Genomic DNA, 24,052 nt, shown 5'->3' with positions numbered 1-24,052 from the left:
TGCCTACCGTAGAGAACGGGAGGTTGCGGCTCATGTACTCAGCGTGTTCGAAATCGCGAACTCCCTCATCTGTCCGGCAACCCCTGCTCGCTGGGGGTGCGAGAGGAGAACCCATGTCGCTCGACGTCTCACCGGCCCTACTCGAACAGGCCGAGCGAGGCGAGGTCGACGAAGCAGCATTCGTCGACTGCGTCCGGACCTCCCTGCCCTACGCATGGGAGATGATCAGCTCCCTGGTGGCCCAGCTGAAGGTCGACGGCGGCCCGTTCGCCGACAACCAGACGCCCCCGCCGGACGAGCAGGCACGCGGACAGCTGCTGCGTGCGCTCGCGAGTGACGCGATACGCGGCGCGCTGCAGCGGCACTTCGGTGTGCGGCTGGCCTTCCAGAACTGCCACCGCGTGGCGGTGTTCCCACTGGACGCCTCGGCGGACGAGAGGCTGGCCCGCTTCACTTCGGTGCGTGCTCAGCTGCTGAACCAGTCGCCGGAGCTTCGGGACTGCTGAGGCGAGGCTCCGGCCGGGCCGGGGCAGTGAGCCGCCTGCTTGCCGCTCCACCTGCGGGAGGTGCATCCAGTACCGGGGCGGCAAGCCCCCGAGCGACTCGCGAGGCCGGGGCGGGTCAGCGCAGCTGGGGCAGCACCTCGGCGCCCAGGCGCCGCAGGTTCTCCTCCGTCGCCGCGAGGTCGCCCGAGCCCTCCGTCAGGAGGGCGAAGCGGGAGATGCCCGTGCGCTCCGAGGTGGCCGCGAGCCGGTCGGCGGCGAGCCGCGGGGTGCCCACCGGGTGCAGTCCGCAGAGCAGCTCCGTGTAGGCGTGCGGGTCGCGCATCGACCGGGCCCGCCCGTCCACCGTCACATGAGCGTCGAGGCCTTGCCTGAGCCAGCCCGGCATCGCCTTCATCAGCGTCTCCACCGCGTCCGTGCGCCGGTCTGCGAGCTGGCAGACACCGGCCGAGACATGGCCGGCGCCCGCAATCTCCTCGGCCGGCCGTCCCGCCGCGCGGGCGCAGCGGCGCCACAGGGCGACCATCTCCGCCTTCTCCTCGTCCCCGATGTGCATGCCGAGCAGCATCGGCAGCCCGCGCTCGGCAGCCAGCCGAACGCTCGCCGGTGAGGTGCAGGCGAGGACGACCTCTGGGCCGGGGGTGTCCGTCAGGGCCTCCGACGGGCGGGGCACGACGGGCACCTCGCGGAAGGAGTACCGCTCCCCGGAGGCCGCGACCGACGGTTCGCGCAGCCAGCGCAGCAGCAGATCGAGCGACTCCGGGAACCCGTGTTCGTACGCCTCCAGGCCTCGGCCGAACACCTCCAGATCCACCCAGGGCCCGCCGCGCCCGACGCCCAGTGTGAACCGCCCGCCGCTCGTCAGGTGCAGCAGCGCGGCCTGCTCGCCGAGGGCGACCGGGTGCGCGGTGGGCAGTACGCTGACCGCAGTGCCGACCCGGATGCGCTCGGTGCGGCCGAGCAGCAGTGCGGCCAGCGTGGCCGCTGACGGGCACGTGCCGTAGGGCACGAAGTGGTGCTCGGCCAGCCACACCGCGTCCAGCCCGGCCTGCTCGGCGACCTCGGCCGAGCGGACGGCCCGGTGCAGGGCCTCCCCGTGGCCCTGGCCCGGGAACTGGGCGGCCAGCACAAAACTACCTACGTACATCACATTCCTGCTTCCTTGGCTCCGACCCGGGAGCTCCCCCAACCGGCATAACCGTCTGACACGTGCCCAGGACACGGCCTGGCGGAGAGATTTGCGGATTGTCTGCAGAATGGGTCGCCCTGGAGGGGGACTTGTGCGGGTTGGTTCCGTACGCGTACCCCGCTCGGCGACGCGTAGGCTGGATGCAGCCCGTGCTTCCTGTACAGCCCGAGAGGTGTCCCGTGTCCCCGCGTCACAACCGACCGAAGGCAGCCGGATCGACGGGCCGGAGCGCCGAGGACGATCGCGCCGGCCGGTACGGCGGCTGGCAGTCCACCGAGACCTGGCAGGGCGAGGACTGGAGCGTGCGCCATGTCGCCGGGGCGAGCGCCGAGGGCAAGACGTACCGCTGCCCGGGCTGCGACCAGCTGATCCCCTCCGGGGTCCCGCACGTGGTGGCCTGGCCGGAGCACGCGGGCGTCGACGACCGCCGGCACTGGCACAAGGCCTGCTGGAACGCGAAGGACCGCCGCACCACGCGGGTGCAGCGGTCCCGTAACGCACCGAGGTTCTGAGCCCGCCGGTGCGGACACCGGCGGGGAGGGATGAGTGCGGCCGGAGCCTTACACGTCCCGGCTCTGCAGCAGCGCGTAAGCGCCCGCGAACACCGCGGCGGTCACACCGAGCATGATCCACAGGGGGTCCCAGCCCGAGGGGCCGGACTCGCTGAGGGAGTTGGAGTAGAAGACGCTCATCTGGTTGGGGATGGAGTACTCGAGCAGCGCGTCGCGCACCGCGCTCAGCGACTCGGTGAACATGAACAGCGCGAGCACCAGCGGCGCCAGCAGTACGCCGATCATGATGGTGATGGCGCCCGCGGAGTGCCGGATGACCGAGCCGATGAGCAGCGAGAGCAGTCCGAGCAGCGCGATGTAGAGGCTGATGCCGACGGTGGCCTTGAACCACTCGCTTCCGGTGGGCGTCCGGGCGCCGGTGCTCTCCAGCATCGACGCGTGGACCATGGCCACGAGACCCGAGGTCGCCAGGGCGAAGACGAAGGCGACAGTGAAGAACACGATCGACTTGGCGGCGAGCACCCGCGCCCGGCTGGGGCACGCGGTCATCGTCGTACGGATCATGCCCGTGCCGTACTCGGAGGCCGTGGTCAGCACGCCGAGCGTGATGATGCAGATGCTGCCGAGGAGCAGACCGAAGAAACCGAAGGACAGCGGGTTCTCGCCCGACAGGCTCTCGGAGTCGGAGTTGGCCTCGACCAGCGCGCCGGAGAGCAGGCCGATGCCGACGACGAGCAGGACGAACACGCCGAGCGTCCACATCGTGGAGCGCACCGACTTGATCTTCGTCCACTCGGAGGCCAGCGCGTGCCCGAGGTGGGTGCGCACGACCGGGATGGGCGACGTGTAGCCGGGGTACGGGCCGCCGGGCGCCGCCTGCCAGTCGGGCGCGGGTGCCGGGGCCTGCGGCATCGGGGGCTGGTGCGTGCTCATCGGGCGTCCTCGGGCTGGGTCGGGTCGTCGGAGGCGGGGGAGGAGGCGGCGGAGGCGGGAGCCGGCTCGGCGGGGGCCGGGGGAGCCGCCGCGGGCGCCTGCTGCTGCGCGGGCCGGGCGGCCGGAGCGGCTGCGGGCGCCGGGGCGGCCGGGGCTGCGGGTGCCGGGGCGGCCGGGGCTGCGGGTGCCGTCGCGGGGGCCGCCGGAGCCGCCGGGGCGGTCTTGACGAGGGCCGGCGGCTGGTCCTGCGGGGCCTGGCCGGCCGCCGGAGCCTGCGCGGGCTGCTGCGCCTGCGGGGCCGGCGCGGCCGGCTGGGCGGGGGCGCCCGGGTGGGGCTGCGCGGCCGGCTGGGCCGGGGCGCCCGGGTGGGCGTAGGGGTTGGCCGTGCCCGGCGCCGGAGCGGCGTGACCGCCCGCCGGGGCAGCGCCGTACGGTCCCGCCGCGGGCGCCGGCATCGCGAAGGGCTGCCCGCCCTGCTGGGGCGGCGGCGGGGCGTACCAGCCGGGCTGGCCCTGACCGGGCACCGGCACGGGGGGCTGGACGCCGGGCGGCAGCGGCTGCTGGAGGCCCGCCCTCTGGTCGACGGTGGAGCGGTAGTCCACGGCGCCCTGCGTCATCCGCATGTACGCCTCTTCCAGCGAGGCCTGGTGCGGGGACAGCTCCCAGAGGCGGACCCCCGCCTCGTGCGCCAGGTCGCTGATGCGGGGCAGCGCCAGCCCGGTGATGCGCAGCGCGCCGTCCTGCTCGGGCAGTACGTGCCCGCCGGCCTCGGTGAGCGCGGAGGACAGCTTCTCGCGCAGCTGCGGCTCGGTGTCCGGGGTGCGCACCCGCGCGAAGTCGGCCGAGTTGGCCGAGATGAAGTCCTTGATGCTCATGTCGGCGAGCAGCTGGCCGCGCCCGATGACGATGAGGTGGTCGGCGGTCAGGGCCATCTCGCTCATCAGGTGCGAGGAGACGAAGACCGTACGGCCCTCGGCGGCGAGCGCCTTCATGAGATTGCGGACCCAGAGGATGCCCTCGGGGTCGAGGCCGTTGACCGGCTCGTCGAAGAGCAGCACCTGCGGGTCGCCGAGCAGCGCGGCGGCGATGCCGAGCCGCTGGCCCATGCCGAGCGAGAAGCCCTTGGAGCGCTTTCTGGCCACGTCCTGGAGGCCGACGACGCCGAGCACCTCGTCCACGCGCCGGGCCGGGATGCCCGACAGCTGGGCCAGGCTGAGCAGGTGGTTGCGGGCGGCCCGGCCGCCGTGCACGGCCTTGGCGTCGAGCAGCGCGCCGACCTGCCGGGGGGCGTTGGGCAGCTTGCGGTACGGGTAGCCGCCGATGGTGACCGACCCGGACGTGGGGTTGTCCAGGCCCAGGATCATCCGCATCGTCGTGGACTTGCCCGAGCCGTTGGGCCCGAGGAAGCCGGTGACGGCTCCGGGCCGCACCTGGAAGGAAAGGTTGTACACGGCGGTCTTGTCGCCGTAGCGCTTGGTCAGGCCGACAGCCTCGATCATGCTCCGCACCCATCGAAAGGTTCAGGACAGCGGGGCACACGCCCCCGTAAGGGTTAGGAGGATATCCGGGCGCTGACGGTTCCGCCCAAGAGGAAGTAAAGCCATGGCAATACGTTGCGTGATTCCGCTCCTACGGGGCGTCCCGGCGCCTCGAGCAGGGCGTCACCGTGGGTCGCGGCGCCTTGAGCAGGACGTGGCCGGCGTCCCGGCGGTTGTTCCAGGGCGTCACTGGGCGTCCCGGCGCTTGAGCAGCACGTACCCGCCCGCCAGGGCGGCGATCACCCACAGCACCATGATGCCGAGGCCGCCCCAGGGGCCGTAGGGCGTGTCGTCGCCGAGCCTCGGCACCACCTCCATGATCCGGCCGCCGGCCTGGTCGGGCAGGTAGCGGCCGGCCTTCTTGGTGGCGTCGACGTTGCCGAGGATGTTGGAGATCAGGAAGAAGAACGGCATCAGGATGCCGAGGGACAGCAACGCCGAGCGCAGCATCACGGCGACGCCCATGGAGAACATCGCGATCAGCGTCATGTAGAGCCCGCCGCCGAACACCGCGCGCAGGACGCCCGGGTCGCCGATCGAGGCCCGGTGGGGGCCGAGCACCGCCTGGCCGAGGAAGAACGCGGCGAAGCTCGTCACCAGGCCGACGGCCAGCGCCAGCGCGGCGGCGACCGCGATCTTGCCGAACAGGAAGAGGCCGCGCTGCGGGACGGCGGCCAGTGAGACCCGGATCATGCCCGTGCTGTACTCGTTGGAGACGACCAGCACGCCGAACACGATCATGGCGAGCTGGCCGAGGCCCATGCCGGCGAAGCTGACGAGCGTGGGGTCGAAGGACACCTGCTCCCGCACGGGCATGTTGCCGAACTGGCTGTTCGACAGCGCGGAGATGAGCATCCCGAGGGCGACGGTGACCACCAGGGCCAGGGACAGCGTCCACACCGTGGACGCCACCGACCGCATCTTCGTCCACTCGGACCGGATGACCTGCACGGCCGCCATGGTTCAGGCTCCCTTCCAGCCGGCGCCCCAGTCCTGCGGGGCGGGACCCGGACCGGCGTGCGCGTGGTACTCCACCGATTCGGCCGTCAGCTGCATGAACGCCTCCTCCAGCGACGCCTGCTGTGGGCTCAGCTCGTGCAGCACGAGCCCGTACTGCGCGGCCAGCTCTCCGATCCGCTCGGCCTTGCCGCCTTCCACCTCCAGCGCCTCGCCGCCCGCCTCCACGACGGTGATCCCGGCCTCGTGCAGCACGTCGAGCAGCCGCTCGCGCTGCGGGGTGCGGACCCGGACGTACGACCGCGCGTTCGTCCGGATGAAGTCGGCCATGGAGGTGTCCGCCAGCAGCCGCCCCTGGCCGATGACGACCAGATGATCGGCGGTCAGCGCCATCTCGCTCATCAGGTGGCTCGACACGAACACCGTCCGCCCCTGTGCGGCCAGCGACTTCATCAGGTTCCGGATCCAGTGGATGCCCTCCGGGTCCAGCCCGTTGACCGGCTCGTCGAACATCAGGATCCGCGGGTCGCCGAGCAGCGCGGCGGCGATCCCGAGCCGCTGGCCCATGCCGTACGAGAACCCCTTGGCCTTCTTGCGCGCCACGGCGGTGAGCCCGACGACGTCGAGCACCTCCGCCACCCGGCTCGCCGGGACGCCGTTGCTCTGCGCGAGGCACAGGAGGTGGTTCCAGGCGCTCCGGCCGCCGTGCACGGCCTTGGCGTCCAGCAGGGCGCCGATGTACGTCAGCGGGTCCTTCAGCTGCCGGTAGTGCGTGCCGTCGATGCGGACGTCGCCGGCGGTGGGGTGGTCGAGTCCGAGGATCATCCGCATGGTGGTGGACTTGCCGGCGCCGTTGGGCCCGAGGAAGCCCGTCACGATCCCCGGCCGCACCGCGAACGTGAGGCGGTCCACCGCCACTTTCTCGCCGTACCGCTTGGTCAGCCCCTCCAGCTCGATCATGCGGTCACGCTAAGACGGGCTCGGGGGGCCTGCCACTCGAGCGGCCGCGGTATGCTCCAGCCGCCTTGATCGTCGGGGGCGGCGCCGGGGACACCGGGGGACGGGGACACCGGGGGGTGGTGGCGTGGCAGGACGGCGGAGCGCGCACGCGATGGCGGGCGGCGGCAGGGGGCGCCACCGGACGCCGCACGGGACACCGCGGAGCAGCACGGCAAGGGGCGGCGGGACCCGGTCCCACCGCCCCCGAAGGGTCACCGTGCCGTACGACTACCGGGACTGCTGCGCCGGAACGCCCCGGGAGATGGGCTCGTCCTCCGTCGACGTGCCGGCCGCGGCCACCGCGGCACCGGTCAGCGTGGCGAGCATCTCGCGGACGTTCGTCAGCTGGGCGTTGATGCTGTCGCGGCGGTTGGTGAGCGCCGCCAGCTCGCGCTCCGATTCCGAACGGATCCGGTCCGCCTTGGCGTTGGCGTCGGCCACGATGTCCTCGGCCTGGCGCTGGGCGGTCTCCACCGTCTGGCGGGCGCGGCGCTCGGCGTCGGTGCGCAGCTTCTCGGCCTCCAGGCGCAGCTGCTCGGCCCGGTGCTCGATCTCGGCGAGGCGCTTCTCGGCCTTCTGCTGACGCGAGGCCAGGTCGCGCTCGGACTGCTCGCGGCGCTTGGCCAGGTTCGTCTCGAAATCGGCGGCGGCCTGTGCGGCCTTGGCGCGGGTCTCCTCGAAGAGGGCGTCCGCCTCCTCGCGCTTGGACTGCGCGTCCTTCTGCGCCTCGGCACGCAGCTGGGAGGCGTCGGCCTTGGCCTTCTCGACGATCCGGACGCCCTCGTCCTCGGCCTTGGACTTGCGCTCGGCCGCGTACGCCTCGGCGTCGTTGCGGACCTGCTGGGCCGCCGACTCGGCGAGGTCGCGGTGCTGCTCGGCCGCGCGCCGGGCCTCCTCACGCAGTTCCTTGGCCTCTTCCTCGGCCAGCCGCAGGATCTTCTCGACGCGTGCGCCGAGACCCGCGTACGACGGCTCGGCGTCCGTGATCTGAGCCTGGGCGTTCTGCGTCTCGAGGTGCAGCTCCTCGATGCGCTTCTCCAGGGCGGTGATGCGGGAGAGAGCGCTGTCACGGTCGGAGACGAGCTTGGAGATACGTTCGTCCACCTGAGCGCGGTCGTACCCACGCCGCACAAGCTCGAAGCCGTAGGGGGAAGTGTCGCTCATGGGGTTCCTGTCAATGAGACCGGTGAGGTGATAAGGGGAATCCTAGGGGCCGAAGCGGTGTGTCATCGAGCGGATACGGTTTTGATCTGAGGAATGGCACCTCTTTCGAGTGGCTGACCGACGGACAGCTTGCCAAGGACCAGGGCAAAGCCCCCAGAAGACACCGGAACCTACCCTTCCCGCTAGCCCTCTGACGCCTTACCACCCGATCGGGGGGCACCCACGGTGGCGCCCGCCTTGACCCCGTTGTCCTTGCCGCCCGTGGGCGCCTCGAAGGATTCCAACGCCTCCAGGACATCCTGGACCCGGGAGATCTCGGCGTTGATGTCCTCGCGCCTGCGCACCAGGACCTCCAGCTCCCGCTTGCCCTCCTCGACCGTGCGCCGGGCCTCGCGGATCGCCTCCGCCTTCAGCTCCTCGGCCTCCTTGACCAGGCTGGCCTTCTTCTGCTCGGCCTCCTTGAGCAGCCCCTCCGCCTTCTTCACCGCGGCGATGCGCACCTTGCCCGCCTCGGAACTCGCCTCCGACACCAGATCCTTGGCCTTCGCCTCGGCCTTCGCCAGCTGCTCCTCGGCGGCCTTGATCAGCGCGTCGCAGCGGTCACCGGTGGACTTCATGGTCTCGGCGGCCTCCCGCCGGGCCCGCTCGTGCAGCTCCTCGATCTCGGTGGTGATGCGGTCGCGCAGCTCCTCCGCGCGCTCCCTTATGGCGGTGGCGTCCCGGCGGGCACCGACCAGCAGCTCGTCCGCGTCCGTCCGGGCCTTCTCCACCAACGAGTTGCCCTCGATGGTCGCCTCGGAGACGATCCGGTCCGCCTCGCTGCGGGCCGCGCCGACCATCGTGTCCGCCTGCGACTCGGCGTCCGCGGTGGCCTTCAGCGCCTGCTGCTGCGCCTCGGTGAGCAGCTTGTCGGCCTCCGCCGTGGTCTCCGTGATGAGCTTGTCGACCTGCTCGGCCGCCTCGGAGCGCCGCTTGTTGGCGTCCTTGCGGGCCTCGTCCAGGGTCCGCTCCGACTCCTCGCGCGCGGAGTTGACGAGCCGCTCGGACTCGGCCTCCGCCTCCGCCCTGAGCCGCTCGGCATCGGCGCGCAGCCGCTCCGCGTGCTGCTGGGCGGAACCGACCGTCTCGGCGGCCTCGGCGCGCAGCCGCTCGGCGTCCCCGGTGGCCTCACCGACGAGCTGCTCGGCGGTGGCGACGGCCTCCGCGCGGACCCGGTCGGCCTCGGCGAGGGCCTCGGTCCGCACCCGCTCGGCCTCGGCGACCGTCTCCGTCTGGAGCCGCTCCGCCTCCGTGAGCGCCTCGGTCCGCACCCGGTCGGCCTCGGCGACCGTCTCGTTCTGCAGCCGCTCGGCCTCGCTGCGGGCCTCGGTGATGAGGGTGTCCGCCTGGGTCGCCGCGTCCGAGCGGATGCGGTTGGCGTCCTCCCGGGCGTCGGCGCGGGTACGGGCCGCGGCCTGGTCGGCCTCCGCGAGCGCGTCCGACGCCTCGGTGCGCACCCGCTGGGCGTACTCCCCGGCGTCCGTGCGCAGCCGCTCGGCCTCGGCGATCGCCTCCGCCATCGTGCGCTCGGCCAGCGCCTTGGCGGCCTCCGACTCCTCGTTCGCCTCGCGCCGGACCCGGGAGGCGTCCTCGCTCGCCCGCTCCCGCTCGGCGTAGGCGTCGGCGCGGACCCGGTCCGCCTCCTCCTCGGCCTCCCGCCTGGTGCGGTCCGCCGCGTGCTCGGCGGCCGAGCGCAGCCCGGCGATCTCCTCCTGCGCCTGCTCGTGCAGCCCGGAGACGGAGTCCCGCACCTGCTGCGCGTGCTGCTCGGCGGCGGAGACCATCTCGGTGGCGCGCCGGTCGGCCTCCTCGACCAGCCGGGTCGCCTCGGCCTGCGCCTCCTCCACGCGCTTGCGCGCGGAGGCCAGCAGTTCCTCGCTCTGCTCGCGGGCCCGCTGCCGCTCCTGGCCGGCCTCCTCGCGGGCGGCACCGAGGAGTTCCTCGGCCTCGCGGCGGCGCCGGGCGGCCTCCTCCTGCGCGGCGGCCAGCGTCTCGGACGCCTCGGTGCCGAGCCGTTCGGCGGCGGCCTGCGCCTCCGCACGCACCCGGTCGGCGGTCTCCTGCGCCTCCACCTTCAGCCGTTCGGCCTCGGCGGCGGCCTCGGAGCGCAGCCGTACGGCGATGGCCTCGCCCTCGGCGCGGGACGCGGACGCGTCGGACGCGGCCTCGTTCCGCAGCCGATCGGCCTCGGCCTCGGCCTGCTGCTGGAGCGTACGGATCCGCTCGGCGGCCTCGCCGCGCAGCCGTTCGGTCTCCTCACCGGCCTCCCGGCGGATCCGCTCGGCCTCCTCGCGGGCGTCCGTCAGCGCCTGCTCGGCCGACGCCAGCCGCTCCTGCGCCTCCGTCTGCAGCCGCGTCAGTTCCCCGGCGGCCTCGGCACGGCGCGCCTCGACGGCCTTCTCGGTCTCCTCGCGCAGCTCCCGCGCGGCCTTCTCGGCGTCCACCCTGGCCGCCTCGGCCTGCTCGTCGGCCTCCGCGCGCAGCCGCTCGGCCTCCTTGCGGGCGCGCTCCAGGGTCTCCTCGGCCTGCCGGCGCAAGCCGGTGGCGCGCTCGATGGCCTCGGTGCGGACCTTCTCGCTGTCGGTGGTCGCCTTCTGCCGCAGCTCGTCGGCGTCCGCCTTGGCCTTCGCCAGCAGTTCCTCGGCGGACTTGGCCGCCTCCTCGATCTGCGCCACCGCCTCGCGGCGGGCCTCCGCACGGATCGACTCGCCCTCGGCGACCGCGTCGGCCCGCAGCTGCTCGGCCTCGCCGCGCAGCCGGCGGGCCTCCTCCTGCAGCTCGACCGTCTTGGCGCGATACTCCTTGGTGTCGTCCTTCGCCGCGCCCTTGAGCTGCTCGGCGATGTCGTGCGCCTCGGCCCGCAGCCGGTCCGCCTCGGCCTCGGCCTCCGTACGGATCCGCTCGGCCTCCTCGGCGGCGGCCCTGGTGGTCTTCTGGGCGTCCTCGGACGCCTTGTTGAGCACGTCCTCGGCGGTCCTGGCCGCCTTCGACAGCTGGCTGGCCGTCTCCTCGGCGGTGATCGAGCGGGCCTTCTCGGCGGCCTCGGCGACGATCTTCTCGGCCTCGGCGCGTGCGTCGGCGACCAGCTGCTCGGCCTCGGACCGGGTGCTCTCGGCCTCCTTGGTGGCCTCCTCGACCAGCCGGGCGACCTGCTCCTTGGCGGTGCGGGTGCGGGCCTCGCCCGCGGCCTCGGCGTTCGCGAGCGCCTTGGCGGCGGCCTCCTTCGCCTCCGTCTGCACCTTCTCGGCCTCGGCCTGCGCCTTGCGCAGCGCCTCCTCGGCCGCGGCCATCCGCTCCTCGGCGGCCCGGCTCAGCTCGGCGGCCTGCCGACGGGCGCTGTCCGACTCGGTGACGGTGGCCGTGCGCAGCTGCTCGGCGTGCTCGGTGGCCTCCTGCGCCTGCGTGGAGGCGGCGTTCAGCAGCCGCTCGGCGTCCGTGCGGGCGCGGCGCAGGATCTGCTCGGCCTCCGCACGGGCGGCCTCGGCGTCGCTCTGCAGCCGTTCCCGGGCCTCCCGGGTCAGCCGCTCGGCCTCCGCGCGGGCGGCGGCCATGGCCTGCTCGGTCTCCGCGCGGGACTCGTCCAGCAGCCGGCGGGCCTGCTGCTCGGTGCGGGCACGCAGCTGCTCGGCCCAGGCCACGTTCTCGTTGACGTGCGACTCGACGGTGGCCCTGCGCTCGGCCAGCTCCTGATCGAGCTGCTGGCGCCGGGTGACCGCCTCCTGGTGCAGCTCGGCCTGGAGCCGGGCGGCCTGCTCGGCGTGCTCCTGCAGGATGCGCTGGGTCTGCGCGCGGGCCTGGCTCAGCTCCCGCTCGGCGTCCTGGCGCAGCTGCTCGGCCTGCATCTGGGCGTTGCGGAGCAACTGTTCGGCCTGATAGCCGATGTCACCCGCGTCATAGGCGGGCCGCGTCATGAGGGTACGGCGCGCCTCGTGCAGCTTGGCGCGCAGCACCTCGACCTGGTAGCCGAGGTCCTCGGCGTGCTGGATCGCCTTTTCCCGCTCGGTCCTCAGCCGCTTCATCTCGGCCTCGAACCGAGAGAGGTGGTCGACGTCAGCCGCCGGCTCTCGCTCCTGGCTCTCGTAGCCCCGCACTGCGCGGTCCCATCCGTCCCCTGGTCAGCTTCTCCAACGAGCACCGTCCATCCGCCGAACGGGGCCCCCGGGGAATGGTGTCAGATCAACGGCGGAGCACGGGCTGCTGCCCCGACGCTCGTCCCCCGAAACCCGGACCCCGGCTTGCGGCCGCCCCGAAAGAGGGACGACCGCCCCCAACCCTACCGGCCCTTATGTACGGGGGTCAGTGCTCGGGCGACTCAACAGGGGCCGAAGTGACCAGTTCTGTGAGGACACCATGGCAATCCTTGGGGTGCAGGAAGGTGATCCGCGACCCCATGGAGCCGCGCCGTGGCTCCTCGTAGAGCACGCGCACGCCCTTGTCCCGGATGTCCGCGGCCTCCGCGTCCACGTCCGCGGTGCCGAAGGCGATGTGGTGGACGCCCTCGCCGTTCTTCGCGAGCCACTTGGCGACGGTGGAGTCCTCGCGGGTGGGTTCCAGCAGCTGGAGGTAGGAGGCGCCGCCGTCCGAGGTCTCGTTGATCTTGAGCATGGCCTCGCGCACGCCCTGCTCCTCGTTGACCTCGGTGTGGAACACCTCGAAGCCGTACGTGGCCCGATAGAACTCGACGGTCGCGTCGAGGTCGTGACAGGCGATCCCGATGTGGTCGATTCGCGTCAGCATGGACTCAGTGCAGCGCTACGGAGGTGGTTACGCAACGTGCGCGCGATCACACCTACGGCCCGATGACGGCACGGAGTGCCATCAGTACATTCGAAGTAAACCCTCGTTCACTCCTCGGCCTGGTGCAGGCCGGTAAGGGGATCGCAGCTCATGTCTTCTGGAACGACCAGCTCTGTGATCGTCGCGGGCGCCCGTACGCCCATGGGACGGCTGCTGGGCTCGCTCAAGTCCTTCTCCGGAGCCGACCTCGGCGGCTTCGCGATCAAGGCCGCCCTGGACCGCGCCGGGATCGGGGGCGACCAGGTGCAGTACGTGATCATGGGCCAGGTGCTCACGGCCGGCGCGGGCCAGATCCCGGCCCGCCAGGCGGCGGTCAAGGCCGGCATCCCGATGAACGTCCCGGCGCTCACCGTCAACAAGGTGTGTCTGTCCGGCCTCGACGCGATCGCCCTCGCGGACCAGCTGATCCGCGCGGGTGAGTTCGACATCGTCGTCGCGGGCGGCCAGGAGTCCATGACCAACGCCCCGCACGTGCTGCCGAAGTCCCGCGAGGGCGTCAAGTACGGCGCCATCCAGATGCTGGACACCATGGCCCACGACGGCCTGACCGACCCGTGGGACAACATCCCGATGGGCGAGTCCACCGAGAAGCACAACACGCGCCTCGGCATCGGCCGCGCCGAGCAGGACGAGGTCGCCGCCCTGTCCCAGCAGCGGGCCGCCGCCGCGCAGAAGAACGGCCTGTTCGAGGCCGAGATCACCCCGGTGGAGATCCCGCAGCGCAAGGGCGACCCGGTGCTGTTCAGCAAGGACGAGGGCATCCGCGGCGACACCACCGTGGAGTCCCTGGCCAAGCTGCGCCCGGCGTTCGGCAAGGAGGGCACGATCACGGCCGGCACCTCCTCGCAGATCTCGGACGGTGCGGCGGCCGTGGTCGTGATGAGCAAGGCCAAGGCCGAGGAGCTGGGCCTGGAGTGGCTCGCCGAGATCGGCGCCCACGGCAACGTGGCCGGCCCGGACAGCTCCCTGCACTCGCAGCCCTCCAACGCCATCCGGCACGCCCTGAAGAAGGAGGGCCTGGACGTCGCCGACCTCGACCTCATCGAGATCAACGAGGCCTTCGGCGCGGTCGCCGTGCAGTCAATGAAGGACCTCGGCGTGTCCACGGAAAAGGTGAACGTCAACGGCGGCGCCATCGCCCTGGGCCACCCGATCGGCATGTCCGGCGCCCGGATCGTCCTCCACCTGGCGCTGGAGCTGAAGCGCCGGGGCGGCGGCGTCGGCGCGGCGGCGCTGTGCGGTGGCGGTGGCCAGGGTGACGCGCTGATCGTGCGGGTACCGAAGGCCTGAGCGGTACCTTCCGAGGTTCCCCGGACCCACCCGGGTTCCGGTGAGTTTCTCTAGCTGAACGGAGCTGTGATGCAGGACGTCTCCTCTCTGGTGGCCCAGGCCAGGGAAGGCCGGCCGCGGGCCGTGGCCCGGCTGATCTCCCTCGTGGAGGGGGCGTCCCCGCAGCTCAGGGAGGTCATGGCGGCGCTGGCCCCGCTGACCGGCAACGCCTATGTGGTGGGCCTGACCGGTTCGCCCGGTGTCGGCAAGTCGACGTCCACCTCCGCGCTGGTCACCGCGTACCGCAAACAGGGCAGGCGGGTCGGCGTCCTGGCCGTCGACCCGTCGTCCCCGTTCTCCGGCGGTGCCCTGCTCGGCGACCGGGTCCGCATGTCCGACCACGCCTCCGACCCGGGGGTCTACATCCGCTCGATGGCCACCCGCGGCCACTTGGGCGGCCTGGCCTGGGCGGCACCGCAGGCCATCCGCGTGCTGGACGCGGCGGGCTGCGACGTGATCCTGGTCGAGACGGTCGGCGTCGGCCAGTCGGAGGTCGAGATCGCCTCGCAGGCCGACACCTCGGTCGTCCTGCTCGCCCCCGGGATGGGCGACGGCATCCAGGCGGCGAAGGCCGGAATCCTGGAGATCGGCGACGTCTACGTCGTCAACAAGGCCGACCGGGACGGCGCCGACGCCACGGCCCGCGAGCTGAACCACATGCTGGGCCTGGGCGAGGCCCGCGGTCCGGGCGACTGGCGCCCGCCGATCGTCAAGACGGTCGCGGCCCGCGCCCAGGGCGTCGACGAGGTCGTGGAGGCCCTGGAGAAGCACCGGGCCTGGATGGAGGAGCGCGGCGTCCTCGCCGAGCGCCGCAGGGCCCGCGCGGCCCGCGAGGTGGAGACCATCGCCGTCACCGCCCTGCGCGAACGCATCGGCGACCTGCACGGTGACCGCCGCCTCAGCGCCCTCGCCGAGAAGATCGTCGCGGGTGAACTCGACCCCTACCGGGCGGCGGACGAACTGGTCGCGGGCGTCACCCAGGGCTGAACCATGGTGTGCCGGGCGGGCGTTCTGCTAGCTTGACGGACATGTTCCTCTCCTTGGCGTAGAGCACACCGGATCCGCGGTGCCGGCAACCGGCCACCGCGCCCCCCGGTGTCCCCTCTTCCGCCTCTCACAGAGGAACTTCCGCGTGTCCACGCACCCTTCGCGGCCCTCGTACGCCGCCGTTCTGCGCGTCCCGCATGCGCGCCGCACCTTCGCCGCCGCACTGACCGCCCGGCTGTCCTACGGCACGGTCGGCCTGGCGGTCCTGCTGTCCGTCACCCGGTCCACCGGGTCCTACGCCGTCTCCGGCACCGTGCTCTCGCTCTTCGGCGCCGCGACCGTCTTCCTGATGCCGTTGCGGGCCTCGCTGATCGACCGCCACGGGCCGCGCCGGGCCCTGCTGCCCATGTCGGCGCTCTACGGCGCCCTGCTGTGCGCCCTTGCGGCACTCACCTGGCGCCCCGGTGCCCCGGCACCGCTCGTCGCCGCCTCGGCCGCCCTGGCCGGCGCCTGCGCACCCCCGCTGGGCCCGACCATGCGCGCCCTGTGGTCGCAACTGGTCGCCGACCGGGAACTGCTGCAACGGGCCTACAGCCTGGACGGCGTGGCCGAGGAACTGCTGTTCGTCTCCGGCCCGGCGCTGGTCGGCGCCCTCGTGGGCGTCGCCCCGCCGGCTGCCGCGCTCCTGCTCAGCGCCGTCCTGAACGTCACCGGCACCTGTGTCTTCGTGATGTCCCCGGTCCTGCCGGGCCCCCGTCCGGCGGCGCGGCGGGAGAAGCCGGCCGCCGTCCGCGGCCTCCTGCCCCCGGTCGCGGTGGCCCTGGGCGTCGGCCTGGCCCTCAGCGGGGTGGAACTGCTGGTGCTGGCCTTCGCCACCGAACGGTCGTACGACACCGCACTCGTCCCCTGGGTCCTGGGCGCGCTCTCGGCGGGCAGCGCGCTGGGCGGCCTGGCGGGCGGTGCCGTGCGGTGGCGTACGACCACGCGGACGCGTCTGTGCCGGTTCACGGCGGGGCTCGGCCTGGTGCTCGTGCCGGCCGGACTGGCGCCGGGGCTGTGGACCCTCACCGGGGTGATGGTCCTCGCGGGTGCGTTCATCGCCCCGGCCCTGACCACGGCGTACCTGCTCGCCGACGAGACGGCCCCGGAAGGCGCCCGCACCCGGGCCGGGGCATGGGTGAACATGGCGGTGAACGCGGGAAGCTCGGCGGGAGCGCTGGTGGCGGGGCTGCTGATCGGCCGGCTGCCGATGCAGCTGTGCTTCGCCCTGGCGGGCGCCACGGCCCTGGCCGCTGCCGCTGTGGCGGGGGGCGCTCGCTTCCTGCGGGCACCGGTGAGCGACCCCGCTCCGCCCGCCGGCTACCGCACCCAGGGGAGCTGAGCCCGGCTCAGGGGCGTCCCCGCTGCCCTCTCAGATGCTCGGCGATCGGCTTGAGTGCCTTGTCCAGCTCTATCAGGGCCTCCTGCGGCAGCAGATCGATGAAGTGCCGCCGCACGGAGGCCACGTGGTGCGGCGCGACCTTCTGCATCGTGTCCATGCCGTGCTCGGTGAGGACGGCGTACAGGCCGCGCCGGTCCGACTCGCAGTTCTCACGGCGCACCAGGTTCGCGTTCTCCATACGTGTGATCTGGTGCGAGAGCCGGCTCTTGGACTGCAGGGTGGCGGAGGCGAGGTCGCTCATCCGCATCCGCACGTCTTCCGACTCGGACAGGTTCACCAGGATCTCGTAGTCGTTCATAGTCAGGCCGAACGGCTGCAGATCTTTTTCGAGCTGGTACGTCAACAGCCTGTTGACCTCCAGGTGGGTGCGCCAGGCGCACTGCTCCGCATCGGTCAGCCAGCGCGTGGCCGTCTCGGTCTCCATGAATGAAGTCTACCTAAGAAGTTGAATGACGAACTACTTCGGGTGGTGTGACTGTGCGCACGCGTTCGACGTCACACTCCGCAGACTACCGCTCACAGCCCGAAGCGACGCTGGAGGTCCCCGAGCTGTCCGGGAAGGCGCGGTGCGCCCGACGATTGCGGACCGTATCCGCCCGGTGCCGTTCCGCCACCGCCGGGGACCCCCGGTTCGGGTGGAACGGCCCCCGTCGCCGCCTCCGCCATCAGGGTCTCCGACGACTGCAGCAGCACCGTCCCGGCGCCCGCGAACTCGAACTGGTGCTCCTCCCCGGAAACCCCGCCGAGGCCCGTCATCGCACGTAGACCGCCCAGTACGCCCGTCAGGTACCCGTGGTCGTAGTGATGACACGGGGACGGGCAGTCGGCCCACCCGACGAGCGCCTGAGGGTCGACCCGGATCGGAGGTTCCATGAACACCACCGGGCCGTTAGAGGCCGCCACGAACTTTCCGGTTCCGATAAGGGTCAGAAAACCCGGCACGATCGATTGTTTGAGCGCGAGACTTGGCTGAAAAGCGAGCAGGTTGCCCGCGCGAATGGTCAAGTTCCCGTCGTCCAGGTCGTAGGAGTTGACGTCGAAGGCCCGGTCGGCCAGCAGCATCTTGCCCGAGCCCTCCGCGACGACCCAGTCGCTCGCGTGCAGTGGCGAATGGAACGACGTACGGACAAGTCGGTCGAGTCGCCCGTGCCCGATGCCGTTGAAATCGATCGATCCGTAGTAGGCGATCATCTTCCCCTTCTGCAGGAACCACTGCCCGCCCTTGAGCTCCACGCAGAAGGTGTACTTGTTCACGTTGTCGTCGACGGGCAGCGTCATCGGGTCGTGCACGACCGGTCCGGCGCCCGGGGTTCCGTAGGTGCTCACAGCTTCTCCTCCGACGCCTGGACGTACACCGTGCCGTTGCCGCTCAGCTCCAGCTGGAAGGCCTCGCCGGAACCCCGGCCCACCATGTCGCGCCAGCCCAGCGCGGTGGAGAGCTTGTTGCGGACGTCGCCGTGGTGGGCGACGTAGGCCTGCGGGTCTACGTGGACCGGGCGCCGGTGGGTGATCGGGATCTCGAAGACGCCGCCGTGCGCCATCACGGCCACCGCGCCCTGCCCCTGCAGGGTCGTCGTGAACAGGCCCTGCCCGGTGACCTGGCCGCGGACCATGCCCATCACCCCGCCCTGCGAGCCCATGAACATCGTGCCCTGCCGGAGGGTGCCCTCGAAGGCGAGCAGGCGGTCGGCCTCCACGTAGAGGGTGTCGCCGGTGAGCGCGATGACGTGCACGTGATGGCCGCCGTGCCCGAAGAAGACCGTGCCGCTGCCCTCCACGGCCATCAGCGGGGTCGCCTCGCCGGCCACGCGGCGCCCGATCATGGACATCAGCCCGCCCTGGCCGCCCTGCACGCTGGGCGTGAAGGACACGTTCCCCTTGTAGGCGAGCATCGCCCCGCGCTGGCTGAACAGGCGTTGCCCCGGCAGCACGGTCGCCTCGACCATCTTGGAGTTGATCTCTCGGAAGGTCATCACAGGTCCCCCGCGATCGTGTTCCGCTCGCTCGGCTGCACGTACACCAGCCCGTCGCCCTCGAAGCGGATCTGGAAGGCCTCGCCGCCGCCCTCCCCGAGAAGGGTGCGGAAGGTCACCCCGGACTGGAAGGACTGCCGCACGTTGCCCTGGTGGGCGACGTAGGCGCCGGGGTCGACGATCAGCGGGTACTGCGGGCTGACCCGGAGCACGACCGCCGGGCCGTCGGAGGTGATCGCGGCCTGGCCGTGGCCCTCCACGGTGGTCGTGAACAGCCCGTTGCCCTGCGCGGCCCCGCGCAGGCCCGTGAACGTCGTGCCCGTGCGCAGCCCCGCGTCCGTAGCCAGCAGGTTGCCGGCCTCGACGTACAGCGTGTCGCCCCGCAGACCCACCAGGTTGATCTCGGACGCCCGGTCCGCGAACCAGCAGGTTCCCTGCCCCTTCACCTCCATCACCGTCATCTGTTCGCCGGTGAGCCGCCGGGTCACCATCCCGCGCAGCCCCTCGCCGCCACCGCTCAGCTTCTTGAAGGTCATCTGCCCGTCGTACGCGACCATCGAGCCGTTCTTCGCCTTCACGGCGTCCCCGGTCATGTCGACGGCGAGCACCTTGCTCCCTTGGAGCCGGAACATCGCCACGGTGCGAAAGTAGCGGCCGGACGGGTGGACGGAACAGGTCCCATGGGTGGAGACCCACCCTGACCGGACCCCTACGGGCGCCGTTTGCCACAATGGGGGAACGCTTGTGCGTGCGTTCACAAACGATTACTCCCACCGAAGGTGACCCGTGGACATCAAGACCGCCACCGCCCTCCGCCGTCTCCGCCTGGTCTCGGCCCCGGAGGCCGTGTCCTTCCTGATCCTTCTCGTCTGCTCGGTGCTCAAGCGCACCACGGACTTCGACGCGGTCCCGGTGATGGGCGCCGTCCACGGCATCCTGTTCATCCTGTACGTGATCTTCTGGGCGGACGCCTGGAACCGCACCAAGTGGCCGCGGAAGACCGCCGCCCTCTACTTCGTCCTCTCGGTGCTGCCCACCGGCGGTTTCTTCGCCGAGCGCAAGCTGCGCCGCGAGGCCGAGGACGCCGTCATCGCGGCGCGCGCCCGCAAGGAAGGAACCGTGAACGCATGATCGTCGCCTTCTCCGTGACGCCCCTGGGCGTCGGCGAGGACGTGGGGGAGTACGTCGCCGACGCCGTGCGCGTGGTCCGCGAGTCGGGTCTGCCCCACCGCACCGACGCCATGTTCACCTCGGTCGAGGGCGAGTGGGACGAGGTCATGGACGTCGTCAGGCGTGCCGTCGCCGCGGTGGAGGAGCGGGCGCCGCGCGTGTCGCTCGTCCTCAAGGCGGACATCCGGCCCGGTGTGACCGACGGCCTGACCTCGAAGGTCGAGACCGTGGAGCGCCATCTGGCGCCGTAGCCGCCCCCCGAACCGCGAGAACCCCGGTCCGCGCGGGCCGGGGTTTTCCCGTACGCGTCGTTTGAGCGATCGCTCAAAAGGGTGTACGTTCGCCGCCAGATGATTTGAGCAGTCGCTCAAACACTCTGCGCCACCCGGGGGGAACACATGGGTCTCTACATAGAGACACACATCCGCGCCGACCTCGACGAGCTATGGGCCCGCACCCAGGACCCCGCCCGGCACCAGCGCTGGGACCTGCGCTTCACCGAGATCCACTACCTCCCCCGCACGGAGGGCGAGCCCCAGCGCTTCCGGTACGCCACCCGGGTGCTGCCCTTCCTCACGGTCGCCGGCACCGGCGTCGCCGCCGGCGAGAAGGAGCGCCCCGACGGCACCCGCACCTCCGCCCTGCGCTTCTCCTCGCCGCATCCCCTCTCACTGATCGCCGAGGGCAGCGGCTACTGGCGCTACGTGCCCGACCCCCACGGCGTCCGCTTCCTCACCGGCTACGACTACCGCCCCCGCTGGGGAGCCCTCGGCGCCCTCGCCGACCGCCTGCTGTTCCGCCCGCTGATGGGCTGGGCGACGGCCTGGTCCTTCGACCGGCTCCGGCTCTGGCTGGAGCGCGGCATCACCCCCGAGCGGGCCCTGCGCCACTGGCTGGCCGAACTGGCCGTCCGTGCCCTCGTCCTCGCCGGATGCCTGACCGGGCTCGCGCGGGGCGGGGTCCCCGGCCCGTCCGGCCCCCTCACCGACACCACGGCCTACCTGTGCCCGCTGCTGCTGGTGGTCGGCATCTCCCTCGCCCTGTTCAAGACCCCCCTGGCCGCCACCCCGGCCGCCCGCCGCTGCCTGCGCGCCCCCGTCACCCGCACCCGGGCGCCCCGCCTCCTGCGCACCCTGGAGAAGCTCGGATGACCTCCATCTTCCAGACCGTCATGGGACCCGGCTTCCACCGCCTCCACCCCGCGCTGCAGCGCCGCTTCTCGGTGGGCCTGGCGAGCGGTGAGGCGTGCACCGGCCGGGGCGTGATGGACCGCATCTGGCACGGCCCCGCGTTCGTGAAGCCGTTCCTCGCCCTGGGTGCCACCCGGAACATCCTGGTCCCGCGGGCCGACCGGAACGTCCCCTTCGTGATCGAGAACGTGCCGTACACCGACACCCACGGCCGTGAGACCGTGAGCTTCGTGCGCACCTTCGACCTGCCCGGCCGTTCCTGCCGCTTCGACGCGCAGATGGTGCTCGGCCCGCACGGCGACCGCATCCTCGACTACCTCGGCACCCACCAGCACCTCGCCACCGACCTGCACCTGCGCGCCGAACCCGACGGCTCCCTGCTCATCCGCTCCGGCACGCACCGGTTCCGGGAAGGCCCGGTGGACGTGCGCGTCCCCGAACTCGTCGGCGCCACCGCCGAGGTGCGGGAGGCGTACGACGAGCGGACCGGCCGTTTCCGCATCCGGGTCCGGGTGGTGAACCGGTACTTCGGACCGCTCTTCGGGTACGAGGGCTCCTTCACGGCGTCGTACACGGACGTGCGCACCTGCGGCGTGCGGCCCGGACTGCGCCCGGTGCGGGAGGAGGCGCGCGCATGAGCCCGGAGACCGCGAAGTCCCAGGAGACCAAGACGAAGCTCCTCGAGGGTGCCCTGCGCACGCTCACCGAGCAGGGCATCGCCAAGACGTCGGCGCGGAGCGTGGCGGCGGCGGCCGGAGTCAACCAGGCGCTCGTCTTCTACCACTTCGGATCCGTGGACGAACTGCTCGCCGCCGCCTGCCGGTACGGAGCCGAGAAGGCCGTGGCCCGGTACCGGGAGCGGCTCGCCCGCGTCTCCTCGCTGTCCGAACTCCTCGCCGTCGGGCGGGACATCCACGAGCACGAGCGCCGGGGCGGCCATGTGGCCCTGCTCGGGCAGCTCTTGGCCGGGGCCCAGACCCACGCGGGCCTCGGACCGGCCACCGCCGCCGGGCTCGACCTGTGGATCACCGAGATCGAGCAGGCGCTCCGCCGCGTGCTCGCGACGACCCCCCTGGGGGAGTTCACCGATCCCGAGGGCCTCGCCCGGGCCGTCGCCGCATCCTTCGTCGGCATCGAACTCTACGAGGGCGTCGACGCGCAGGGCGCCCACGCGGCCCTGGACGCCCTCGAACAACTGGGCGCCCTCGTCGCCGCGTTGGAGGAACTCGGACCGGTGGCCCAGCGGGCGGTCAGGCACCGTCTGCGACGCACCGGCCGTCGCTGATTGCCGCATCAACGATTGACCTGCCAACAAGCGGGGGTCACCCGTCCGGCCTAGTGTGGTGCGCGGGGGCGACTTCGTCGGTTCCGATCCGGAGGAGATCCGTGATGGGCAAAGTCACCACCGATGCCTTCAAGACGTACACCGCGGTGGCGAGCATCGAGCGGGCCAGGACCATCGCCAACACCACCTCACCCTTCACCATCGAAGTCCGTTTCCTCGGCGGACTGACACAGAACCAGCAGGACGCCTTCGCGGCCGCCGCCGACCGCTGGTCCCGGGTCATCGTCGGTGACCTGGACACCGCGCTCGTCGGGGGCGACATCATCGACGATGTGCTCGTCGAGGCCGAGGGCGTCTCCATCGACGGCCCGTCGGGTGTGCTGGGCATGGCCGGTCCGACGGATTTCCGGGAGGCTTCCGCGCAGTTCGGCGCGTCGCTGCCGGCGAAGGGCGTGATGCGGTTCGACACCGCCGACCTGGCGGAGATGGAGGCGAACGGCACCCTCCTCGACGTCATCACGCACGAGATGGGCCACGTCCTCGGAATCGGCACCTTGTGGACGACCCTGAACCTCCTCAAGGGCGCGGGCAGCCAGAACCCCACCTTTCGAGGGCCCCTCGCCATGGCCGAGTTCGCCGCGCTGGTCGGGGAGATCGAGCCGGTCCCGGTGCCCGTCGCCAATTTCGGCGGCCCCGGCACCCAGGACAGCCACTGGCGTGAGGCGGTCTTCATGAACGAACTCATGTCGCCGTTCATCGCCGGGCCCGGCAACCCGCTGAGCAGGCTGACCGCGGCCAGCCTCGGCGACATCGGCTACCAGGTCGACCTGGACGGCGCCGAGCCGTACCACCTCCCCGACCTGATGCAGATCGCCAGGGCGGGCGACCTGGTGCCGCACACCGCGCCCCTGGGCGACGGCGTCATGCTGCCGGTCGTACCCACCCGGCTGCCCGCGACCACGCCCTGACGGCACGCACCGGCCGCCGGGCCCGTCCTCAGCCTCCCGACGTGAGGGCCATCCCGAGCGGAGTCCGCTCGTACAGCACCTGGTGGCCGTAGCGGCGGGAGGCCAGCAGGCCCGCGTCGCGCAGGACCGTCAGATGCGCCGAGACCGAGGACGGGGCGAGCCGGAGCCGGTGGGCGAGCGCGCTGGTGGTGGCCGGCTCGTCCAGCGCGGACAGGACCGCCGCGCGACCGCGGCCCAGCAGCCGTACCAGCGACCCGGCGGTCCGCTCGGCCGGCTCCGTCCACAGGCCCGCGATGCCGCGCGCCGGGTAGACGAGCGTGGGCTGCCACGGCGGCTCGAAACCGGTGATCACGTCCGGCCACGAGAACACGCTCGGCATCAGCACGAGCCCCTGGCCGCCGAGGTCGCGGGCGTACTCGCCGTGCAGCGCGAGCCGCAGCGTGCGGCCGTCCCAGGACAGCCGCGGATCCAGCTCCGGCAGCAGCCTGCCGAGCCCCACCTCGGCCAGCCGCCGCGAGTGGAAGGCCACGTCCGCCTCCAGCAGGGCGCGCAGCCGGGGCCAGTCCGGCTCGACCAGCACCCGCCAGGCCTGCTCCAGGGCGTCCGCCAGCTCCCGCACCATCCGCTCGGGGTCCGCGAGCCAGGCCCGGCCCGGCGCCGACTCCGCCGCACCCGGGGTGCAGGCCAGTGAGAGGGCGGTGTCCTCGCGGGCCGCCACGGGGTCCGAGGCACGAATGGCCGCGATCTCCTCCTCGAAGGTGGCGGCCGGGCCGATCGGCGGCGGCCCCAGCCAGTCCGGCGAGTGCCCGCGCCGCGGCATCAGCAGCCACAGCGGGGTGAGATCGAGTCCGGCCGCCGCCTCCCGGATCCGCCGCAGCCAGGGCGCGTGGTACCCCTGCCGGTCCGGCCGCCTGAGGGTGCGGACCGCCTCCTGGGTCTCCCAGACCGGCGAGAGGGCGAAGCGGCAGCGCAGGAAGTCGTCGTCGCCGAAGTGGAGGCGGGAGGGCAGGTCGTCACCTCTTCGGTCGTAGCGAACATTCGGCTGGAGCCGAAAGTCTACGGCCGCCGCCCGTCCCGG

At 72.2% G+C, this 24,052-nt stretch carries 24 protein-coding genes; 11 read left to right on the top strand and 13 right to left on the bottom strand.

Features of this window, described 5'->3' with window-relative positions; all coding sequences use genetic code 11:
* Window positions 1-113: 113 nt before the first annotated feature.
* On the top strand, window positions 114-506 hold the full coding sequence (locus JK359_RS28075; protein WP_201841341.1) for an SCO5389 family protein: 393 nt from the start codon (window positions 114-116) through the stop codon (window positions 504-506).
* 115 nt (window positions 507-621) lie between these two features.
* On the opposite strand, the gene JK359_RS28070 is transcribed toward JK359_RS28075, so the two are convergent.
* Complete coding sequence (locus JK359_RS28070) at window positions 622-1,650, bottom strand: LLM class flavin-dependent oxidoreductase (protein ID WP_201841338.1); 1,029 nt, start codon at window positions 1,648-1,650, stop codon at window positions 622-624.
* Window positions 1,651-1,871: 221 nt separating this feature from the next.
* Here JK359_RS28070 and JK359_RS28065 point away from each other — a divergent pair, with 221 nt between their 5' ends.
* Window positions 1,872-2,204, top strand: coding sequence for an Rv1322 family protein (locus JK359_RS28065; RefSeq protein WP_201841335.1), 333 nt, complete (start codon window positions 1,872-1,874; stop codon window positions 2,202-2,204).
* Window positions 2,205-2,252: 48 nt separating this feature from the next.
* Here JK359_RS28065 and JK359_RS28060 read toward each other — a convergent pair whose 3' ends face one another.
* The 7 genes from JK359_RS28060 to mce form a co-directional block, all read right to left on the bottom strand.
* Entirely contained in the window at window positions 2,253-3,137 is an 885-nt protein-coding gene (locus tag JK359_RS28060; protein ID WP_201841333.1) for an ABC transporter permease, read from the bottom strand.
* Window positions 3,134-4,636, bottom strand: coding sequence for an ABC transporter ATP-binding protein (locus tag JK359_RS28055; RefSeq protein WP_201841331.1), 1,503 nt, complete (start codon window positions 4,634-4,636; stop codon window positions 3,134-3,136). The genes JK359_RS28060 and JK359_RS28055 overlap by 4 nt, the downstream gene beginning before the upstream one ends.
* 225 nt (window positions 4,637-4,861) lie before the next feature.
* Window positions 4,862-5,635 carry an ABC-2 transporter permease gene (locus JK359_RS28050; RefSeq protein WP_201841329.1) on the bottom strand — a complete coding sequence of 258 codons (774 nt, stop codon included), beginning with the start codon at window positions 5,633-5,635 and terminating at the stop codon, window positions 4,862-4,864.
* Window positions 5,636-5,638: 3 nt separating this feature from the next.
* On the bottom strand, window positions 5,639-6,592 hold the full coding sequence (locus tag JK359_RS28045) for an ABC transporter ATP-binding protein (RefSeq protein WP_201841327.1): 954 nt from the start codon (window positions 6,590-6,592) through the stop codon (window positions 5,639-5,641).
* A 267-nt stretch (window positions 6,593-6,859) separates the two neighbouring features.
* On the bottom strand, window positions 6,860-7,795 hold the full coding sequence (locus JK359_RS28040; protein ID WP_201841326.1) for a coiled-coil domain-containing protein: 936 nt from the start codon (window positions 7,793-7,795) through the stop codon (window positions 6,860-6,862).
* A gap of 182 nt (window positions 7,796-7,977) precedes the next feature.
* Window positions 7,978-11,925: a polarized growth protein Scy gene (gene scy, locus JK359_RS28035; protein WP_201841324.1), complete on the bottom strand. Its 3,948-nt coding sequence runs from the start codon at window positions 11,923-11,925 to the stop codon at window positions 7,978-7,980.
* A gap of 205 nt (window positions 11,926-12,130) precedes the next feature.
* The gene (gene mce / locus JK359_RS28030) at window positions 12,131-12,571 is read right to left on the bottom strand and encodes a methylmalonyl-CoA epimerase (RefSeq protein ID WP_201841322.1); all 441 of its coding nucleotides are present in this window, start codon (window positions 12,569-12,571) and stop codon (window positions 12,131-12,133) included.
* 150 nt (window positions 12,572-12,721) lie between these two features.
* Here mce and JK359_RS28025 point away from each other — a divergent pair, with 150 nt between their 5' ends.
* The 3 genes from JK359_RS28025 (at window position 12,722) to JK359_RS28015 (ending at window position 16,328) form a co-directional block, all read left to right on the top strand.
* Window positions 12,722-13,921: an acetyl-CoA C-acetyltransferase gene (locus JK359_RS28025; protein WP_201841320.1), complete on the top strand. Its 1,200-nt coding sequence runs from the start codon at window positions 12,722-12,724 to the stop codon at window positions 13,919-13,921.
* A gap of 69 nt (window positions 13,922-13,990) precedes the next feature.
* On the top strand, window positions 13,991-14,947 hold the full coding sequence (meaB, locus tag JK359_RS28020; protein ID WP_201841318.1) for a methylmalonyl Co-A mutase-associated GTPase MeaB: 957 nt from the start codon (window positions 13,991-13,993) through the stop codon (window positions 14,945-14,947).
* A gap of 145 nt (window positions 14,948-15,092) precedes the next feature.
* Window positions 15,093-16,328: an MFS transporter gene (locus tag JK359_RS28015; RefSeq protein ID WP_201841316.1), complete on the top strand. Its 1,236-nt coding sequence runs from the start codon at window positions 15,093-15,095 to the stop codon at window positions 16,326-16,328.
* A 7-nt stretch (window positions 16,329-16,335) separates the two neighbouring features.
* On the opposite strand, the gene JK359_RS28010 is transcribed toward JK359_RS28015, so the two are convergent.
* The 4 genes from JK359_RS28010 to JK359_RS27995 form a co-directional block, all read right to left on the bottom strand.
* A complete protein-coding gene (locus JK359_RS28010; RefSeq protein ID WP_201841314.1) occupies window positions 16,336-16,812 on the bottom strand; it encodes a MarR family winged helix-turn-helix transcriptional regulator in 477 nt (158 codons plus the stop codon).
* Between the two features lie 92 nt (window positions 16,813-16,904).
* Window positions 16,905-17,714 carry an AIM24 family protein gene (locus JK359_RS28005; protein ID WP_201841311.1) on the bottom strand — a complete coding sequence of 270 codons (810 nt, stop codon included), beginning with the start codon at window positions 17,712-17,714 and terminating at the stop codon, window positions 16,905-16,907.
* Complete coding sequence (locus JK359_RS28000) at window positions 17,711-18,361, bottom strand: AIM24 family protein (protein WP_201841308.1); 651 nt, start codon at window positions 18,359-18,361, stop codon at window positions 17,711-17,713. Before JK359_RS28000 ends, JK359_RS28005 begins: the two co-directional genes overlap by 4 nt.
* The gene (locus JK359_RS27995) at window positions 18,361-18,993 is read right to left on the bottom strand and encodes an AIM24 family protein (RefSeq protein WP_201841603.1); all 633 of its coding nucleotides are present in this window, start codon (window positions 18,991-18,993) and stop codon (window positions 18,361-18,363) included. The genes JK359_RS28000 and JK359_RS27995 overlap by 1 nt, the downstream gene beginning before the upstream one ends.
* 154 nt (window positions 18,994-19,147) lie before the next feature.
* Between JK359_RS27995 and JK359_RS27990 the strand changes: the two genes are divergently transcribed.
* From JK359_RS27990 to JK359_RS27965, 6 genes are all read left to right on the top strand, one after another.
* A complete protein-coding gene (locus JK359_RS27990; RefSeq protein ID WP_201841305.1) occupies window positions 19,148-19,492 on the top strand; it encodes a DUF3817 domain-containing protein in 345 nt (114 codons plus the stop codon).
* A complete protein-coding gene (locus JK359_RS27985) occupies window positions 19,489-19,782 on the top strand; it encodes an MTH1187 family thiamine-binding protein (protein ID WP_201841301.1) in 294 nt (97 codons plus the stop codon). Before JK359_RS27990 ends, JK359_RS27985 begins: the two co-directional genes overlap by 4 nt.
* A 147-nt stretch (window positions 19,783-19,929) precedes the next feature.
* Complete coding sequence (locus tag JK359_RS27980; protein WP_201841299.1) at window positions 19,930-20,682, top strand: hypothetical protein; 753 nt, start codon at window positions 19,930-19,932, stop codon at window positions 20,680-20,682.
* On the top strand, window positions 20,679-21,359 hold the full coding sequence (locus tag JK359_RS27975; RefSeq protein ID WP_201841297.1) for a DUF4166 domain-containing protein: 681 nt from the start codon (window positions 20,679-20,681) through the stop codon (window positions 21,357-21,359). Before JK359_RS27980 ends, JK359_RS27975 begins: the two co-directional genes overlap by 4 nt.
* Window positions 21,356-22,006 (top strand): TetR/AcrR family transcriptional regulator, encoded by a 651-nt coding sequence (locus JK359_RS27970; protein WP_201841295.1) that lies wholly within the window; start codon window positions 21,356-21,358, stop codon window positions 22,004-22,006. The genes JK359_RS27975 and JK359_RS27970 overlap by 4 nt, the downstream gene beginning before the upstream one ends.
* A gap of 104 nt (window positions 22,007-22,110) precedes the next feature.
* A complete protein-coding gene (locus tag JK359_RS27965) occupies window positions 22,111-22,974 on the top strand; it encodes a leishmanolysin-related zinc metalloendopeptidase (RefSeq protein WP_201841293.1) in 864 nt (287 codons plus the stop codon).
* A gap of 28 nt (window positions 22,975-23,002) precedes the next feature.
* Here JK359_RS27965 and JK359_RS27960 read toward each other — a convergent pair whose 3' ends face one another.
* Window positions 23,003-23,983: an ArsR/SmtB family transcription factor gene (locus JK359_RS27960; RefSeq protein WP_201841600.1), complete on the bottom strand. Its 981-nt coding sequence runs from the start codon at window positions 23,981-23,983 to the stop codon at window positions 23,003-23,005.
* Between the last annotated feature and the right edge of the window lie 69 nt (window positions 23,984-24,052).

It is taken from the genome of Streptomyces actinomycinicus (assembly GCF_016741775.1).
GTDB lineage: Bacteria > Actinomycetota > Actinomycetes > Streptomycetales > Streptomycetaceae > Streptomyces > Streptomyces actinomycinicus.
This window is presented reverse-complemented; position numbering and strand designations above follow the sequence as displayed.

What these genes read in the sequence shown, in the direction of transcription:
- JK359_RS28075 (WP_201841341.1), top strand. Translation starts at nt 114, where the DNA reads ATGTCGCTCGACGTCTCACCGGCCCTACTCGAACAGGCCGAGCGAGGC.
- JK359_RS28070 (WP_201841338.1), bottom strand. Translation starts at nt 1,650, where the DNA reads ATGTACGTAGGTAGTTTTGTGCTGGCCGCCCAGTTCCCGGGCCAGGGC.
- JK359_RS28060 (WP_201841333.1), bottom strand. Translation starts at nt 3,137, where the DNA reads ATGAGCACGCACCAGCCCCCGATGCCGCAGGCCCCGGCACCCGCGCCC.
- JK359_RS28055 (WP_201841331.1), bottom strand. Translation starts at nt 4,636, where the DNA reads ATGATCGAGGCTGTCGGCCTGACCAAGCGCTACGGCGACAAGACCGCC.
- JK359_RS28050 (WP_201841329.1), bottom strand. Translation starts at nt 5,635, where the DNA reads ATGGCGGCCGTGCAGGTCATCCGGTCCGAGTGGACGAAGATGCGGTCG.
- JK359_RS28045 (WP_201841327.1), bottom strand. Translation starts at nt 6,592, where the DNA reads ATGATCGAGCTGGAGGGGCTGACCAAGCGGTACGGCGAGAAAGTGGCG.
- JK359_RS28040 (WP_201841326.1), bottom strand. Translation starts at nt 7,795, where the DNA reads ATGAGCGACACTTCCCCCTACGGCTTCGAGCTTGTGCGGCGTGGGTAC.
- mce (WP_201841322.1), bottom strand. Translation starts at nt 12,571, where the DNA reads ATGCTGACGCGAATCGACCACATCGGGATCGCCTGTCACGACCTCGAC.
- JK359_RS28025 (WP_201841320.1), top strand. Translation starts at nt 12,722, where the DNA reads ATGTCTTCTGGAACGACCAGCTCTGTGATCGTCGCGGGCGCCCGTACG.
- meaB (WP_201841318.1), top strand. Translation starts at nt 13,991, where the DNA reads ATGCAGGACGTCTCCTCTCTGGTGGCCCAGGCCAGGGAAGGCCGGCCG.
- JK359_RS28010 (WP_201841314.1), bottom strand. Translation starts at nt 16,812, where the DNA reads ATGGAGACCGAGACGGCCACGCGCTGGCTGACCGATGCGGAGCAGTGC.
- JK359_RS28000 (WP_201841308.1), bottom strand. Translation starts at nt 18,361, where the DNA reads ATGACCTTCCGAGAGATCAACTCCAAGATGGTCGAGGCGACCGTGCTG.
- JK359_RS27995 (WP_201841603.1), bottom strand. Translation starts at nt 18,993, where the DNA reads ATGTTCCGGCTCCAAGGGAGCAAGGTGCTCGCCGTCGACATGACCGGG.
- JK359_RS27985 (WP_201841301.1), top strand. Translation starts at nt 19,489, where the DNA reads ATGATCGTCGCCTTCTCCGTGACGCCCCTGGGCGTCGGCGAGGACGTG.
- JK359_RS27980 (WP_201841299.1), top strand. Translation starts at nt 19,930, where the DNA reads ATGGGTCTCTACATAGAGACACACATCCGCGCCGACCTCGACGAGCTA.
- JK359_RS27975 (WP_201841297.1), top strand. Translation starts at nt 20,679, where the DNA reads ATGACCTCCATCTTCCAGACCGTCATGGGACCCGGCTTCCACCGCCTC.
- JK359_RS27970 (WP_201841295.1), top strand. Translation starts at nt 21,356, where the DNA reads ATGAGCCCGGAGACCGCGAAGTCCCAGGAGACCAAGACGAAGCTCCTC.
- JK359_RS27965 (WP_201841293.1), top strand. Translation starts at nt 22,111, where the DNA reads ATGGGCAAAGTCACCACCGATGCCTTCAAGACGTACACCGCGGTGGCG.